The organism is Cysteiniphilum sp., assembly GCF_057495195.1.
The window spans coordinates 1-19,122 of the sequence record NZ_JBXTEF010000130.1 but is presented as its reverse complement, the minus strand read 5'-3'; the positions used below and the strand labels follow the sequence as shown (position 1 = coordinate 19,122).

General features: G+C 37.7%; 7 protein-coding genes. 6 read left to right on the top strand and 1 reads right to left on the bottom strand.

What is annotated here, in order from left to right; translation table 11 throughout:
* The 3 genes from ACY10D_RS11025 to ACY10D_RS11015 form a co-directional block, all read left to right on the top strand.
* On the top strand, window positions 1-3,093 hold a 3,093-nt coding region (locus ACY10D_RS11025; protein WP_487000781.1), incomplete at its 5' end, for an Lcl C-terminal domain-containing protein.
* 90 nt (window positions 3,094-3,183) lie between these two features.
* A complete protein-coding gene (locus ACY10D_RS11020; RefSeq protein WP_487000780.1) occupies window positions 3,184-5,331 on the top strand; it encodes a hypothetical protein in 2,148 nt (715 codons plus the stop codon).
* A gap of 163 nt (window positions 5,332-5,494) precedes the next feature.
* Complete coding sequence (locus ACY10D_RS11015; RefSeq protein WP_487000779.1) at window positions 5,495-7,423, top strand: M12 family metallopeptidase; 1,929 nt, start codon at window positions 5,495-5,497, stop codon at window positions 7,421-7,423.
* 664 nt (window positions 7,424-8,087) lie between these two features.
* Here ACY10D_RS11015 and ACY10D_RS11010 read toward each other — a convergent pair.
* Window positions 8,088-8,471 (bottom strand): polymorphic toxin-type HINT domain-containing protein, encoded by a 384-nt coding sequence (locus ACY10D_RS11010; protein WP_487000782.1) that lies wholly within the window; start codon window positions 8,469-8,471, stop codon window positions 8,088-8,090.
* A 132-nt stretch (window positions 8,472-8,603) separates the two neighbouring features.
* On the opposite strand from ACY10D_RS11010, the gene ACY10D_RS11005 reads away from it, so the two are divergent.
* The 3 genes from ACY10D_RS11005 to ACY10D_RS10995 all read left to right on the top strand — a co-directional run bounded on the left by ACY10D_RS11005 (window position 8,604) and on the right by ACY10D_RS10995 (window position 19,068).
* Window positions 8,604-11,510 carry a hypothetical protein gene (locus ACY10D_RS11005; protein WP_487000778.1) on the top strand — a complete coding sequence of 969 codons (2,907 nt, stop codon included), beginning with the start codon at window positions 8,604-8,606 and terminating at the stop codon, window positions 11,508-11,510.
* Window positions 11,511-11,998: 488 nt separating this feature from the next.
* The gene (locus ACY10D_RS11000) at window positions 11,999-13,714 is read left to right on the top strand and encodes a hypothetical protein (RefSeq protein WP_487000777.1); all 1,716 of its coding nucleotides are present in this window, start codon (window positions 11,999-12,001) and stop codon (window positions 13,712-13,714) included.
* Window positions 13,715-14,049: 335 nt separating this feature from the next.
* Window positions 14,050-19,068, top strand: a complete 5,019-nt coding sequence (locus tag ACY10D_RS10995; protein ID WP_487000776.1) for an RHS repeat-associated core domain-containing protein — start codon at window positions 14,050-14,052, stop codon at window positions 19,066-19,068.
* Window positions 19,069-19,122 lie beyond the last annotated feature (54 nt).

Below are 19,122 nucleotides of genomic sequence, written 5' to 3'. Positions count from 1 at the left end.
GAGTACTATCCAGATATGGTAAATGGTCTGGAGTTTGCCTCCTCTGGAAAAACAGGGAATGTATGGGCTTGTTATCAAGGTGAAAGCTGTGAAAAAATGCTTAGACAACCAAATACTCTAATCAACAGCTTTAGTGCGAACGCAAATGTCATATATGGGGCGAGCACGAGTGGACTTTACGTATTTGAGTATCGCAAGTTAGAAGAAGATGAAGAAGATGATATTAAATGGGTGCGAAAGGATACGAGCAGTGGTTTACCTAGTAATAATATTGCCAGTGTATTTGCTAGCAATGGTCAGGTTATTGTGGCAACGGATGCAGGTGTTGCATTATCGACTGATTTAGGAAATAACTGGAAATTTCACAATGCTGATAATGGTCTAGCAAGTTCAAAAATTAATGATATCTCAATACTGTCAGATGTGGCATATGCAGCGACTGAAGGTGGTCTATCTATATCTAGTGAGGCAACAGATCGATTTGTGCAGTACAAGGATACAGATTGCTTGCTCGATACCCAAACTGGCTTGATCTGGCATAAAAATGGTTCTTTATATGCAGGAAGTTGGGTGGATGCAATGACTAAGTTTCCATATGATGCAAGCTCTAGTGAGAGCGTTTGCGGATTAACTGGATGGCGGTTACCTGAACAAGCTGCTTTAAGTCAGTTGATTGTAGGGTGGAACGATGGTGGCTACAAACAGCCAAATGAGTATTTGGAGTCCCAAGGTTTTACTGATTTAGCCCAGCATTCTTGGAGCGCTACTGAGAGTAAAGGAAATGCTAATAATGCTGAAGTCTTAAATATGATGACGGGTGTTTGGAGCTCGTATGCTAAATCAACACCTTATGCATATTTGCCGATAAATGATACCAACGTACCAGATAGTGCTCGCCCAGTCGTAGCGATAGGTTCTGCTGTATTAGAAATTGAAGAAGGTAAAAGTAAGCAAATTGTGGGCTCTAAAATCACGGCAGCCGAGGGTAAAATAATTGAATCAAACCTGTGGGCTGGCGTAGGTAGTAAGTTCCTTAATGATGTAAATAGTATTGAACCTACCATTAAGGCACCCGCATATAGCATTGATGGTGATAATGAGTACGGACTTGTATTGATTGCAACTGATAACCATGGGATAACCGGTAGAGATACAACAAGCTATATGGTCATTCCAAATAATGATTTGTTGGCGATTGATGTTGATAATGGCGGGGAGTTAATTGAAGGTGAAGTTGGTGCTTTAAATGCAACAGCAAGTGGTGGTGATGAGCCATATAAGTATTCATGGTTAAGTAGTGATGGCGTTGTAATAACGCATTCTGATGACAGTAAAGGAGAGGCTAGCTTTGTAGCACCTGATTATAAAGAAGGCCAGAGTAATGAATATATTTTCACTGCAATGGTGACAGACGCAGCACAAAGAAAGCAAACAACGACAACCACGTATACGGTGACACAAAAAAGTGTAGAAAGCTTAATAGTGGATGCAGGTATCGGCGGAAAAGTGGTAGAAGACAGAGCGGCTAATCTTTCTGTGACAGTGGAAAATGGTCAAGCGCCATATACTTATAAGTGGACAAATGACCAAGGCATAGCGATTAATGGTGCTGACCAGAAACAAGCTAGCTTTATAGCGCCGGAGTATCAAGAAACTAACAATGCCTATGAGTTTACAGTGGTAGTAACTGATGATTTAGGTAATACTGGTATTTCGAGTGTGATTTATGAAGTTGAAAGAGATGACGCCAAGTTATTTATTGTTGCCGACGGTACTTCGGAAGGTGCCTTGCAAGAAGGTGAGCAATCTACTATGCGCGTTAATGTGTCCGGAGGCGCTGAGCCATATACCTATTCTTGGTCAGGAGCTTCTGAAATTGAGGTTAATGCTCAGGATCAATCGCGTGCAACCTTTACAGCACCTGACTACATCAATGGCAATAATGAATACGTTATTGTCGCAAAAGTCGAAGATGCTCTTGGTCGAGTGAATCAGATTCAGTATCAATATACTGTTACAGCAAATCCAGAGCTTACACCAATAGCTAATGCAGGACCAGATCAAGTAATCACTGAAGGTGATGCTATCACCGTAACTTCTAAAGGAGAAAGTAAGGGCAATAGAACGATTATTGGTTATGAATGGACTGGCTCTGGTGCTCAATACTTGGATAATAAAGCAAGTCAAACGCCTCGTTTCACGGCACCGGCTTACGGTGGTACAAATGATGTTTATGAGCTTAACTTAGTAGTTGTCGATAGCTCGGGTATTAGTAGCGCTTCTTCAGTGGCAACATATACCGTAAAGCCGGATAATAACTTGAAACCTACGATAGAATTGAAAGACTCTAATTTAGAGGTTGCAGAGCATCAATCAGTGGTCATTAGTCCAACTGTTATAGCGCATGGTACTCGCTCAATTGCTAGCTATGAATGGCTAGGTAGTGGAAGCGCTTATTTGGATGAGGTGAATATTGAAACGCCAACCTTTACTGCTCCAGCATATACTCAGGGAAATAATACATATCAACTACAGTTAAAAGTTACTGATACGGTCGGTGTTTCTTCAGTTTCAGAAAATATTACATTTGCAGTTTCAAGAGCAGGTGAGCTGAGATTTACAATAATCAAGGATCCTATAGATTCAAAGGACTGTGTTTATGACAGTGAAACTGGAGATGTATGGTACTCAAAATGGATAAAAGATCCAGCGCTTGATCCTAGCAATAGTAGATACCCTGGTATGGCAACTTATGACGCAGCTGTGAAATATTTAAATGAAAATAAAATATGTGGCTTGGATGGTTGGAGCATCCCCTCAATGGATCAGGTTGATGAGTTAATCTCTGATTGGAGTAAGTCAGGTGCTTGCGGCAGTGATCTAGGTTGTTCTTCTCCTATCAGTTACTTTAAGTGGGAAGGCTTTAGCGTCGAGGCGAAAGAATCTAAATTGGATCAGCCAATCATTTGGACATCAGATAAATATAACTCATATAACATGTGGGTCGTTGACCTATATCAGGTTAAAAAAGGCAAGGGCAACTTAGGCGGGCTTTCATACCTTATGCCGGTTCGTAAGGGTGGTTCCTACTAATATCGTAAGTATGCACGGTAGATGACAAAAATTCTACTGTGACGTTTAAATGTGTTAATTGAGTTATATTATTAAGGGGAAATATAGCATATGTTATTTAAGAAAATGAAACCTATTCATGGGTGTTTAATGTTAATGGGCTTGTCACTTCCTGTTTTATCTCAGGCCAATATAAATGGTCTTGATTATCAGGATATAGCTGTATGTGATGAGTTTGGTGATATTTATTCATCTGAGAAAAGCTGTGTCGCAATAGTGACAGATAGAGCGGGTAATATGTTCACGACTCCACCAACCAAAGAACTTGTAGAGCGACTTGGAATTAAACAAGCGGAGTATCCACGAGTTATAGGTCCGGCAGTTGATAAAAAAGATACCTACATTGGTATTATTAATGAGGGTTCTGAAGAATATTCTGCGTCTTTTGTCACCTTTCTTTCAGGTGTCAAGGTGCCAGGAACAGTTGACTATGTAACCGGCAAACATGACTTTCACGCAGCAGCTAATTGGTGCTCTGTATTGGCATCGAATAAGTTTGGAGGGGTTGATAATTGGCAAGTTCCTTCAACTTCAGAATACTTAGGTGTTTTGGGTGTTTTTACATCATTAGATTCGCGATGGCCTAAACAGCAAAATTATGTATCAAGAAGTGCATATGAAGATGAGCAAAATATGTATAGACCTGGAGATAATTTCTTTATACATATTTATGATTTTAAATCACATCGAATACCGACTAATATTAAAGAGAGTATACATGGTTATTATGTTTCATGCATGGCTCCAGCCAAAGAAGCAGAAATTGTAGTGCAAGATACACTTGAATTGGGCAAAATCCAAGTTAATAAAGAGTATACAGCAGTATTTAAGCCTAAATCTGGCAGTGAGGGTGGGTTTGAAGGTAAAACAATTATGTGGGGACTTGATGGGGATTGGACTTCAACAGATGTAAGTCTTAATGTCGATATTACTCATAAGGATGGTGTAGTAGCGTCAGATGCAGCAAGTATTAAGTTTCGTGCAAATAAGACGGGGACATTTGAGATCCATGGATGGTATTATCCTGAAGAAGGAGAATCCTACATCGTTAGCGATATGGATATCTATAGGTACAAACAATATGGGCAGGATAGTTATGGGCAGAATAGCTTTTTCTTGGATAGAGTTATTCTAACTCTTGAGGTTATAGAAAATCTTGCTGAGTATGAAATAGCTTCGCAACAAGAACTAAATGACATAGCAGCTAATTCATATATATTGGAAGATATATTTGTTAATGCTGATACCGTAGTCATTAGGACGTCTGATGGTAATTGGGTTGAGAAGTTAGCATTGCCTGATGACTTATCGCTATCTGATGGTAAAGAGCTGCGCTTTGTTCGTGACGCAGGGTGGTCTACTGAGCTTACTTTTGATAATAAATCGCTTGTATTAAATAGATATACTGAGGTCTTACTTCGTTATACAGATGGAAAGTTTCAACAGGTTTATGACAATTTAATTAGCGAAGATGACTCTCTTATCGTTGATGATGCTTCTGTTCTTCAATGGGTTTCAGAGAACCCTGCAGTATTAGGAAATATTCTCGCTGATAGTGCTAACGTGCTCATAGTTGCTTCTGATGGGGATTTGTCTCATCTAAAGATTCTAGATGATCTTGTTGTTAACGAGGGGCAAGAGCTTATTGTATTGCGACAAGGAGAAACCTCCGTTAAAGTGAGTTTCAACAATAGATCAATAGATCTTGATAGAAATGAAAGCTTGAAGTTAAAGTATACAGCGGGTCAATTTAAATTAATAACATCAGATGTTATTCGTCTAAATCAGGTTTCACCTAATTTTTCTCATATGACGCATTTGTCTGATTCATCAGTATTTATTTATATTCCCGAGCAGGAGTCTGTTGTTAGCTCATCAGGTCTGCGTGATTCTAGTCAGGAAATATGGGAGTATAAGAAAGGTGTTACAACTTTTAGCGCTAATGTAAAGGATGGCCATGGCAAAAGTCATACTGTTGATATAATAGGCTATAAGAAGAATGATGATTCTCGCTATGCGATTGAAAATGCTGTATTACCTGGATATGGAAGCTTTGTGTTTGGAGTTGATCGGGATACTTTGGCTTATCAACAGCTCGACGATGGGCGTTATTCAGGCCAAATTAAACTTATTGTTCAAGAATGGGATAATCAAGCATATCAAAAAGAAGTTACTCTTGATCTTGACTTTGTAAAATAAACTGGAGCAAACAGTTAATACTTCCCTAGCTAATACCATCTGCCCGACTGAGGTTTCATGATCGAAATTTTATTTGCATATTGGGTTTTAAAATTGGTATTGTCGTTTGGGTTGGGGGTGTTAACTCTTGTATTTTAATTATACAATATAGGAGTTTTATATAATGAAAAATAAATTGATCTTTTTACTAACTGCAACTGGAGTGTTATCATCATCTCCGTTAGTTGCTTTCCAAAAGCAACTAACAACTTTTGTTAATGGCGCTGGCTATAATAACCAAAAAATTACATATGAAATTATTGATGGTGATGCTGTTATTGATGGCGATCTCATAATAGGTAGTGCAGAGGATGCGCTACGGGCATCTCAGGCTGATAATAGAGGTGTTGGCTATAGCCCTTTAATATTAGGTCGTCTATGGAAAAACAAAACTGTTTATTATACATTTGTTCAACCATATGAAGGAAGTACTGAATTAAAACAAAGAATTTTTTCAGCAATGGATGAATGGAAGGTTAAAACTGGAATCAATTTCGTTGAGTATACAGGTCCTATGATTGATGAGACTGTTCCGGATGGGGAACATTACGCAATATTCTCCACAAGCAAGCCTGAGTGCAAATCAACTATTGGGATTACGACGAGCACCGGTTATGGTAAGGGCACATTTGCTGAAATGTGTGATCAGAGAACAATACTTAAACTCATAGGTAGTGGATTAGGACTTCTAAGAGAAGAAACAAGGATTGATAGAGATGATTTTGTAACTGTTAATTGGGAAAATGTGTCTATGGATCACCCTAATAAATTTGATCATGCTCTGAACGGTGCACATGCAAGTTACGGGTATTATGATTATCAGTCAATTATGCATAGTAATGCCTATGCATTTAGTAAGAATGGGCAACCAACATTAACGCCTTTGTATGTTGATTTGAATGAAATTGGGCAAGTGAATCATGTTAGCGCAGGAGACGTTAATGCAATAAATCAAATGTACAAGTATAAGGGGTCATCTGGCATTAATGCTAATGAGTATATTATTGATAAAAAAGAAGATCTTGAATTTTTTACTTCGGATTCGTTGAGGCTTAAAGAGCTTTTGATGACTCATACAAATGTAACTTTTAAAACATCAGACCATAACTGGATACAAAGTTTGGAATTACCTCAGGATGTACAGTTAACAAATGGACAGAAGATTACTTTTATCAGAGATGCGGGGTATGAAACCTCGGTTACTTTTAATGGAAATCAAAAAATCATTCCCGAACGTTATAGTAGTACAACATTCAAGTATAAAAATGGAAGGTTTTATCAACAGCATCCGGAAATTGAAAATATTGATAAATTTATTGTTATTGATACAAAAAATGAGCTGCAAGATTTATCAAGTAACCCAGATAAAATAAATGATTTGTTTCAACAGCATCATGGAATTATGCTCGTAACATCGGATAACAATCATGCTAGTACATTTGAAATCCCCCAAAACATAGAACTTAAAGAAGGTCAAGAATTTATATTTTTTGATCAGTCAGGTTGGGATAATTACTTAATTATTAACGGTGATAAGATAAAGTCAACTCGTAATACCAAGACTAGATTTATCTACAAGAATCATAAGTTTAATCGAGTTTCAATTGATGTAATAACACCAGGCATATATTGGTCTGACAACTTCAGTACCTTTACACCATCTGGTGATTCAAGTGTTTATATTTATATACCAGAGCAAGATAATATTGTATCTTCATCAGGCCCTCGGCATCCAAACAGTGAGACCTCGGGAGTGGCAACCAACATTGGAACAACTCTATTTGTAAAAGTGTATGACATTAAAAATCAAATGCATATGATTAAAATTCATGGTTTTAAGAAATATAGAGGGGATAAATTTGCGCTAGAAGATGTTGGTTATAGAGGTTATGGGCAATTTCAGTTTGTGATAGATAAAAAGTCTGAAGAATATAGAATGTTGCCAGACTCTTATTATACAGGTCAATTTGAGGCTGTGGTACAAGGCTGGCATGATCAAGAGTATAAAAAGGAAATAGCTATTGACATAAAGTTTGACAAAATAACGAATTAAGTGTAGATATGGTTGAGCATTTCAGCCTTCTCTCTCCAGAGATTTTTCCCATCAATAAATGTTGCAATTGGTGTTCTACTATGTCACTAATCAAGAGCGGTGTCAGATTATATCTAGACTAATACATATTACCACTGTGTTGTAGTTAGAGATCCTCCATTCCATACATTAAAAATTGCCTCATGTTCTTTTAAAAAACCAGATGGTGTAAACGTAAAATCCCAAGCCTTACTACTGTTATACTTTCCTAGGTAAACAATTCTTCGAGCCTCAATAGGTCCCCTAACATATCTTTCATAGCCATACCTAGGAGATGGAGTGCGTTCCAATCCTTCAGAAAGAATCCCACATGAATACATTGAACCTCCCGATCTAACTCTACCTCGTATGTTAAAGTGAGAATCATTGCTCATCGCAAAAGCAAGGTACTCTTTTAACCCACGAACAGGATCAGTCGAAGTGAATACCGTTTTGTTGCCATATACTTTATTTGGAACTCTATTATTTGAGCCATTAAAACCATCCTTTAATATTGTTGTTGGTTTGCGCCCATCTATTCTATGCGGTCGAAGACGTGGATGAAGAAACGATTATGAAATATGTACAGCATCAAGGGCAAGAGGATTCAGGTCAGATCGAACTCGATCTGTAACGCATAACGTAGTTATGCAGCGGCTTGCCGCTCAAGTACCACGGGCTCAGCCCGTGGGTATCTATATAAAAATTCAGAATCCCTGCTAAATTCAAAACCATCTAAAAAGTCAGCAGCTTTATCAGATGATCCAAAACATCCATTGTGAGTTAATATACTACTGTTTTTACCAACATAATAAACATGCTTCCTATACACCTCTAAGTTGTAAACCTCAACAGGACTTAACGTGTCATTATATTTCTGACCACAACTTCTATTTTTATCTACCGGACAAACTAATTTGACCGATTTACCTAGTTGATCAATCAACTCATCGCTAGTAGTAACGTCATCAATAGCTATAAACTCACCGTTGTTTTTTGCATAAAACGGATGATTAGGTGTGGCATTGATGAGTTTTTAATTCGCGTCACGCAATAACGTCGTTGTCATGTAAATTATAGTTAACTATTAGATTGTTTATATTAACAAACATATTTTAGATAATGCGCTCGTTTGTTTGTAAGTCTTTTTTAGGTGTTTTTGATGAAAGGAATTTTTCGTTTCCTATTTGTTTGGCTTTGTTTTATGGTCAGTTCATGTGGTGGATCAGGTGGTGAGAATGCTTCACTCACTGATGGCAGACTAAGGTTAAATATTAATGCTCCACAAGTAATGGGCCTTGGGAAGGAAATGAGTGTATTTATAGGATTAGCCTCATCAAATCAAGACTCACTAAGTTTCAGTAATCAGCGTTACACTATCAGTATGATAGATCAAAATGCTAATAACCCTATCGTTTGTACGCCAGAAGCCCTTCAAATTTCTGTAAATATGCCTTCACAAGAATTTACTTGCGTTAATAATGCTCAAGATTTAATGACTGATGAAACACATGTAATGTCTATTATTGTTACCGATGGTTCTGGTACCGTTATATCAGCTCAATCGCAAACCATTATACTTTCTAAGTTTGAACCAATTATACCGAGCACTGGAAATAGTAATTTACCCCGTAATGCAACGCTCGGTAAAAAATATCCGGTTATCTTTAACTTTGTTAATACTAACCCAAACCATTCCATGACAGATGTTACGACTAAAGCAGACGTTCCAAATGGCTTTATTGAGGAAGAGAACACCTGTGTTGGTGAAATTAAACCCTTATCAGGTTGCCAGATCATCGGTAGCTTTATAGCTGAAGAAATCGGCTCCGTTCATTTAGGCTATGAGCTTCTTTATAATGAGGGACAGCCAATTATTTCAAACTTGGTAACCTATGTTACATCTGTTTCTGTGATAGGGCAAATTTTACAAGATTTACCAAGCAATCTTGAGAAAGATACAGTTTATCAATATAGCATATTGTTTAGTAATAGTAGCCAAGCTGAAGATGCAAAAGCAAATGCTATTGTTGTGAATAGTCAACTGCCTTTAGGCTTTGTCGAAACATCAAATACTTGCAGCTTAATTAGCGTATTAAATCAAGGTGAATCGTGTCAGATTAATGGCTGGTTTAAGGCAAATATTGACAAGGGTACTATTAGCGTTAAATATACGCTATCTTATGATGAGGGTTCTGACGTAAACTTGGTCACAAACGCAAATATTACTGATGTTGTGGTTGTGGGGGCATTGCTACAAGGTTTACCAATTAATATTGAAAAGGATATTATTGATCCTTTACCTGTGGGTCTATCTTTTGTAAATACAAATGATGTTTTGGCAGCAACTGGAGTGGTTTTAATTAAAAGCCTTCCCGACGGTTATGTTGAAATAAGTAATTCATGTAACATCAATGAATTATCACCTCTTCAAGCATGTCAGATAATTGGCGAGTATTTGCCGAAGGCTCAAGGGGTGAATACAGTCAGTTATGCTATGGTGTATGATCAGGGGCAAGCTGTACAGGTCAGCACAGCATCTCATGTTGCTGATATAAACATTATAGGCAAAGTATTAACAAGTCTTCCTGAGAATATTGCAGTAGGTGTTGAGTATCCTGTAAGTTTTGAATTTGAGAATCAAAGTGATCAGTTTGGGGCAACTGATGTTACCGTCATTTTAAATCTGCCATCTGGTTTTCAGTTGCAACAAAATACCTGTAATGCAAGCGCACTAGCGGCATTAGCTAAATGTTATGTAAGTGGTAAGTTAGTTGCAAATAGTGATGGAAGCATTAGTGCTTCTGTTAATTTATCATATAAAGAAGGAGTTGACATTCTGTTAAGTACTACAGCAACTGCTACTACAGTTATTGTTACCGGTAGCGTTAGTAATGGATTGCCTGATGAGATTTTATTAACTCAATCGTATCCTTTGACTTTTGAGTTTACCAATACTAATGATCTTTTATCTGCCTCCAATGTGAATTTATTGCCAATATCAATGGCAAATGGAGCGTTTGTTGAGCAACAAAATAGCTGCACATCTGATACGTTAATGCCTCAAGCTTCATGTGGCATAAGTGGCATTTTTACCCCCAAAGAACAAGGGAGTTTTTCGATAGTGTATCGTTTAAGTTATGCAGAGGGGGCTAATGTTGAGGTAAGTGAAACAGTAGATGTGAAACTGCAGACTATAATTGTTAGTCATTTTAATCAAGCAAATTTTAGTCAATGTTATATCCAGCGGACTAGTAATGATTTTTATGGTTGTAAAATTATGTCAGGTGTTGTTACTAATGGGTTTAGGTTTATATTTAATCAATCGGATGTCTATCTTCTAGAAGTTGGCAATACAAATATAAAAAGTTGCCAATATGTTGGGCTAGGTGATGTTGAAGGTTGTACAACTTTAAATACCATAGGTGTTACGCTTGATCAGCCTAGCGATGTTTTAATAATAAATGATAAGGTGTATATAAGTGACGTAAACGCCAATAACATTTTCAGCTGCACTATTGATCAGTCTGGTCAGTTTACGTCATGTGTTGAAAATAACTCTGTCAAAAGCTATTTTTCTGAACCTTTATCGCTGACATATGATAAAAACAATCAGCGTTTGTATGTTGCAAACTCGAGTACGAGTGTCTTTAATGCAGCTCGTAGAAGTATTGCTGTTTGTGAATTAGATCTTGAGCTTGGTGGTATAGTAAACTGTATGAATGCAAGTCAAGGTATTAGTCTGTCTAAAGTTGTAGGTGTAAAGTTTAATAGCAGCTTAGGATATTTGTATTTTGCAGACTCAGATGCTGGTGTGGTAAAAAAATGTGAAGTTGATTCAGGTAATGGGCAGTTGCAAAATTGTATCGATGTGCTTACTTCTCAAAATGGTATCTTTGATCTTGCATTTAACAAACAAGGGAATCAAGTTTTTCTTACTAATCCATATTCAGCAATCTTGCAAAGATGTGATGTCGATATTGCTGGTGGCTTTATAAACTGTCAAACAAAACTTTCGGTAGTTGATGGTTTAATTCAACCGATCAATACCTCCTTATATGGCTTATAAAATATTTTAAGTGTTATTTTGCTTAGCAGTCATAATATTTCATTTGTCTCTAATTTGTTGATAAGTAAACAGTGATTAACCTAATCTGTCTTTATATTATAAGTTTAATTGATATGCTTACACCATAACTTGAGCGTGTCAGTGAAGTTTAGAGTAAAATTTTTTTTTTGGATCGTGTGGGGTATTTAAATTTCAGTAAAATAATCAAGAAAGTGAAGTGGGTGGGAGTATTATGTTTTGCTTTTACTCCCTTTGGTGTTAATGCAAACATTGGAGACGGATCACGAGCTTACTTGCCACCGCCTGTTAGCTAAACAACTGTTACTGGGTTTATACCATCTGCCAATGTTATATGTTTCTACCTGAAAAACATTAAATAAAACGAGCACTTATACCAAGCTCAATTAATCACAGTATTTTAAATATGGTCACAATGGTCTCAATGCTTTGCTATTGTGATTTTAAATAACAACAAAACAGGAGTCCAAATGAAAGGGGTAAAGAGTATAGTTACAGCAATAGCAGTTATGGGGTTTGTAAATTGCTATGGATATGCTGTAGATTTAAATAGTCAGTCAATGAATGCGGGGCAAACAGTATCAACTACAACTGCTCAGTTGGGTAAGGGAGTTCCTGTAGCTATTGTTCCACACTCTGACGATTATCGTTATCACTTGGCAATTTATGCGGATGGTTCAATGTTTAAGTTTGATTCTGCTTCTGATTGGAATTTTTCACTATGGAAGCGTGATATTACCGATCTGGTTGCTTATCCAGTAAGCCTAGGTATCCCTGTCGCTGCATTTAGACAATTTGGTTATAATCGCCGTGAGTATGTTTTTGCAGACGGTTCGCTTTACCAAGATGTGTATTATAGCGGTTATTCTTGGCGTCCTTCAGAAGTAAAGAATGTTAGAGATATGGAAGGTTATCCCTTAGAAAAGGGTGTGCCTGTCGCTGCATTTGAATGGTCTGCTGATGAAAACAACAATAAAAGAATGTTTCTTTTTGCTGATGGCAGTGTTTATCGGTTTTATAGTGATTGGATACTTGCGCCAGAGTCTAGCCTAAAAAATAGTAACATTAGGAATGCGCCAGCATACCCTAAAGAAAAAGGTGTGCCTGTGGCTGCATATACAGTCAAAAGTGGCATAATATACTTCATATTTGCAGATGGTTCACATTATAGGGTTGGCGCTGACTCTACTCAATGGAAATTTAAGGCAACTCAATTTGAAAGTATATATAAAGAAAAAGATTATCCCAAGTTAGCTGATGCTTTACAGGTTAGCCTATCATTAGAGCATGATATGAGTTTACTAGGAGGGTCATATAAAATTTACAATAACAGCAAAAACCAAGCGAGATTAAAAGTTAAGGCAAGTGTCTATAGCGAAAATGAATATTATGAACGGACTTACTATGAGTTTGATATGAATCAGTTACTGGGCGCTTTAACGTTATATGATCAGCAAGATGACATGAAGCCTCAACACTTCTCACTGCAGCGCAATGACTATCTTCTAGGAACGTTTAATCAAACGCGAGCGCTCTCTTCAGCTGTTGAATTAGGTGAGTTAGTTAATTATGAATTAAAATCGTCAGATAAGATTGAGAAGTCTGGTTATATTTATTTTACTTCTGCAGCAGAGCAATATCACTTATATAATCTGTGTATTAAATATATGGAAAATGAGGATCGATCAAATGGTGGGACTTGCAATAAACAGACGACTCTAGTGGAAGGTAAGGTGCCATTGCAGTATTCACGCGCAAGCTTTGAATGGCAGCTGTATTGGCGATGGAGTTATTATCATTATTATACGCTAAACATATATAAACTAATTGATGCGTCTGTCAAAATTAGATCAATTTATAATCCAAATGCTTCGATATACCACGATAATAATACTGACACGCCACCAAGACAAATATTTAATCAAGGTGTGACAAGCTTCAATTTATTGGGAGGATCAAAAAATCCAGGCAAAATCATGTTGGAAAAAGGTGAGGTTAGCATTTATAACAGTGCGCTAGGCAATAAAAAAGGATGCTATGATCAATGGTCGCCACTGATTGTTGAAGATGAGTATGGTAATACATCAAAGTTCAATATTGATTTTGGTTATGGACAGCTTTATCAGTGGGTAATGGAACAAGGTCAGCCTTTAAGTGATTATCGTTGTTTAAACGTATGGAGTTAATGAGGCGTTATGATCATACTCCAGCCCACTTTAATTGTGTAATCGTTGGCTGAGCGTAAGTCGAAGCCTCTATGAAGCATGGTTTTCCCACGCCTACCCTTCGACTTACGCTCAGGGTACGATGGGGTCTTTTGGGTGATTGAATTTTGGCGATAGCGAATGCGTTAAGAAACAATAAATAGTTTCATTCTTTTAGCAAATGAGCGCCCAAAGATTCTGTCAAGAGCAGCTATTACCTGCAATCCAATTACCCAAAGGTATCAAAAACTTCTTTGGTACCCAACACCGCAAAATGATTTATGAGCGGTATAGCTATCATAATAAGGAATTAATTGATGTTTAAGTTTAAAATATCGGCAATATTTTTATTGCTATCGCCAGCCTATGCCCAAGATTTAGTGTCAGGTGATACAAAACAAGTCAATGGTAAAGCGACAGCTTCAATCACAAATGCCGCGGATAATGATGATCTGTTGCAGCAAGTAGCCGCATTAGGCACGCTCCCAGAAAAACAAAATATGTTAAGTGATAAGAGCAATGATTTTAATGATTTTAAAGAGGGTGAAAATAATAATTTACTAAGCAAATCATTGCGTTCATCTAGCCAAAGTGATGATCTCGTGTCGGATGCTTTTAGCTTTGCAACTTTAGGCAGGGTTGATGCGCGTACAGGGACATATGATTTTAACTATGTCGTCGGACAAACGATTGATAGCACTTCTCTAAATCAAGCATTTCAATTACGATTGCATTATCGCCAAGGTAACAAATTCGATAGCGGTTTTGGCAAAGGTTGGTCGCTTGGTGTGTCTTTTTATGATCAAAATACACAGACTTTGACTTTGGCAGGTGGCTTCTCTCAACGCATCGAATATCCAACTAACAAGCCACAATATTATAAGTTGAAAGATATTAAAATTCTGCCATTATCGGGTGACGACTTGTTTAAAGTAGTCTTTAAAGATGGCTCGTATGAAATTATCGGCAGCGATGGGCGTATTAAGGCATCCTTTGGTGTAGATGGTAAAAAAACCTCGTTTTACTACAACGGTGGCAAGCTTGCCCAAGTGCAAACGGGTAAAAATAGTATCTTTATCAGCTATGAAAAAAATCAAGTGGTCATTACCAGTCGATCTCATCATGGTGTTGAGCGCAAAGTTATCGTTAATAAGGATATACAAGGCTATTTAGACAACATTACCTATCAAGCTGAGCAGGATTATAAAACACAATTTTTCTATGATAATAAAGGCTTGATTGAGAAAGTAATTGCACCAACGGGTGCTATTGAGGAAATCTCTTATCAGCGGTTATTGCGCCCACAAAACAGTGGCGAGGTTTATGCTGTCAATGTACATAAAGTCTTACCAGGCTATGGTCAGCCCACCATGCAAACACGGTATCAATTTGGCGATCAAAGTGCTGGTGATTTAAATAACTACACAGGGTATCCAAAAGCAAATTATTCAAAAGATAAAGACAGTTTAGCGGAAATGAATGATAAATTTAGTTACTCCGTTAAAGTGATTACTGATGGCGCATCTACAGTATATACCTATAATAAATTCCATTTACTGGAGAAATCAGAAACCTTTGATATCAAGGGCAGCTCGTTAACTAAAGAAGAAAATGAGTATGATTTTTCAGCTTATGCTACATTTGATCAATTGCCAAATAGCTACCAATACCCGATTAGTGAGTCAACGAGTTACTACAATTTAAAGGATAATCGCGCTAATTTGCAGACTAAGTCTTCGCGTCCACCATTAACGGTTACCAGTAAGTACGATGACTATGGTAATTTACTAGAAACAACAGATGCCTATGGGATAAAAAAAGAGATTGTATACTGCGCAAGTAATAGTAATTCAGGCGGATGTGTTGCCGATCCTAATGGCTTTAAGCAATATATTTCTAAAGAGATTATTTATCCAAAAGTAGGTAATCATGAGTATCCACAAGTAAAAACCTATCAATATAAGCGCTTAAATGATCAGCGTAATTTGATCGTTGCCGATGTCGTCAAATCTGGTTATCTCAAAGAGGGTAATATCAACTATATTTCAGAGAAAACATTTGAATATAATGATGATCTTAAGTCTGATTTTTTTGGTATGTTGCGTGCAGAAAAAACCAAGGATCTCACACATAATTCAAGCAATAAGCTTAAAGAAATTAATAAAACCTATAGCTATGCTAAAGAATCTAATGGGCAACTGAAACAGATAAGCACTCTGATAAGTAAATCGGCTGAAGGAGCTGATCAATCCGTCAGTTCAATGCGTATATTAGATGGCTATACTGGGCAGACATTGCGTGCTGAGGATGACTTGGGCAATCAAGTAGAGATGAGCTATGACCTATTAGGGCGCTTAACAAAGCAAGTTATCGCAAAAGGCACAGAATATGAGGCGAGTGCGACTACCCAATATGTATATCATAAGAATACTGAGTTAGCATTAATAACAACGGATACAAATGGCTTTCAGATGAAAGTGCAAATGGATGGTTTGGGGCGTGAAATTGCTAAATATAAACAAAAGATTGACGCTAATGGCCATTTGATCAGCGGTCAGTTTGTCCAATTATCAAAGACAAGCTATAACGCGCAAGGGCAAGTGGCTGAAGTGATTGCTTATGATACGGATATTTCAGGAGGTATTGTCGAGCATAAAGTGAGTTATATTTATGATGCTTTAGGTCGAAACATCACAACAATCAATCCTGACGGCAGTCAAGCACATGTGCTGTATGATGATGTTAATAATACTAAGCGTCAATGGCTTGAAAAGGGCAATCAAAAATCGCGCATTGATGAAACGGTGTTGGATCAGGTGAACAATCCTATCATTGAACGCGTTATTAGCGCTGATGGCAGTAAGGTTTTAAGCGAAGTAGGTTATTTTTACGATGGGTTTGGACGTTTAATTGAATCTGAAGATGTCAGTGGTCATCGTACCGTGACACATTATAACGAGATAGGTGAGGTCGATTATGTCACCTTGCCAACGGGTGACCAGACGCATAAAAGCTATGATATGCTTGGTAATGTCATTGAAATTGGTGTCAAACCCAAAAACCAAACTAAAAAAATACTGGGTAGACGCTACTTCGACGATCGTGGTTTGTTGCTTTGGGAAGAGAATATCGAAGGTGTTAAAGAAACGTACCAATACGACAAGGTGGGCAATCCGATTAAAATGATTAATCGTTATGGTCATGTTGTTGAGACTGAAATGGATCGTGTGCTGCAATTACCAGTCAAGAGCTATGTAGTGGGAGATAGTGATTATGATGTGGTATATGCTTATGATAAAGTCACAGGACAGCTGCTCACACTGACTGATAAAACCGGTGTTAAAAGCTACGCATATACCGCTGAAGGTCGTCTGCAAAAAGAGACGTATAAGCCTAAAAATCAAAATGAGGTAACGGCAGAGTATCGCTATAGTCGTGCTGGTAATGTTTTAAGCTTTAAAGACTATGTCGGCAATGTGAGCCAATATCACTATGATAATATGGGCAAAGTAATTGCGGTTGACTATAAATACGCAGGCGAAGAGTCTTTTATCAAAGACTATATGACGTATCACTATGATGATCTGGGTCGCTTACAGAAGAAGACGATTGATGGCATCACAACAAGCTTTGCTTATGATGATAAGATCAATAAAACAGGCTTTTTAATTTCTCAGGTAGATAAGCTCACTGCAAATGACACAACACCTATCAATACACTTGAGTATGAGTTCACAACCATTAAGCGCAATATTGATGGTCAAACTCACGAATTCTACACGGGCAATATCGCTAAGAAAACAAGGGTAGATAAAGCCAATCAAAAGTCAATTGAAAGTTATTTTTATGATCTAATGAATAATCTTGATGACTATCAATGTAAAGGTAACTTATGTCCTAAAGATCAGCTAGGCAATACAGTGCTAAGAGAGGAATATACATTTGATGCATTTAATAATATCAGCAATGTTAAGCAAACGTATGTTGATAAAAATACCTTAGTCAATGCTGTTAATACAACGACGTATTTCTATGATCAAAATAACCCCGCTAAATTAGAGAAGTACACCAATAGTCAAAGCATATATGGCAATAGTCAAACGATTAAATATGATATTGCAGGCAGTATTATTAGTGATGAGCAAGGCAATAGCTTAGCTTATGATAAATTAGGACGGATGATTTCATTTACGGCAAAAGGCGCCAGATCAGGTGATCAAATTCGTTATGGCTATAATGCTCAAGGTGAACAAATTTGGCAAAAAGTGCCTAATCAAGAAGCGCTCTATCTGTACTATATTAGTGGTGTGTTGAGTCACGAGTCACAAGATGGTCAATGGTTGAGTTATCTGGCGGGAAATAGTATGCATGGGCGTATTAAGCAAGACAGTGTCAAAGCAATTATTAATATACGTTATTACATTTATGACTATGCAGGCAGTGTGCTGTATGACATCGAAAAAAGTAATAACAAACTGAGCATAGCAAGTCAGAAAGTTTATACGCCTTATGGTATTGCCAGTGATTTAATGTCAATAGATAGCAGTGACACAGAGGTATTAATAGATCAATTTGCTGTTGGTTATAATGGGCAACGTACAGAAGCAGTGACAGGATACCAGCACTTGGGTAATGGCTATCGTGCGTATAATCCAATGATAAAGCGCTTTATGGCCTATGATAATATGTCACCTTTTGATAAAGGCGGTATTAATGGGTATATTTACCCCAATAACCCAATTGCCTACTCTGATCCAACAGGACATTTTTGGGGTTGGATTGCTGGAGCCATTGGTGCCATTGTTGGTGCAGTTGTTGGTGCGGTGACAGGTGTTATTCAAGGGGCAATTACCGGTGACTATAGTGGTGTGTGGAAAAATGCGATCTCTGGGGCAGCCGCGGGCTTTGTCGCGGGGGCGATGACCGATCCAAGCAGTATGTCAGCAGCAGCCGTTGTTGGGGTTGCGGCATTATCAACGCTAGCAGGCAGTGCGGCAGGTTTTGCTGTGGATCTTGCCTCAGGCAGTAGTGTTAAAGATGCCGCAATAACAGCAGGTGTTGGCTTTGCGGTAGGCATGGCTACTTTTGGTATTATGAAAGGCGCAGGCGCTGCAGTGGGTCGCGCTGCTGCAACATCAGCAGGTAAGGCGATTGGTAGTGCGGTAGGACGTGTAAGTCGTCCCATTGCGAAGGCTGTGAGTAATTTTAGATCATCGGTAAGTAAAGCGCTAACGCCAAAACGCATGTGTTTTGCTGCAGGTACTTTGGTATTAACCGGTATTAGTGAGTCAGGTGAGAAATCATATAAAGAGATTCAAATGCGAATCAAGGGTTGAATAATAATCAAAAATAAAGTTTACGAGTTGCCAATCCATAATTTATTGTGTTAA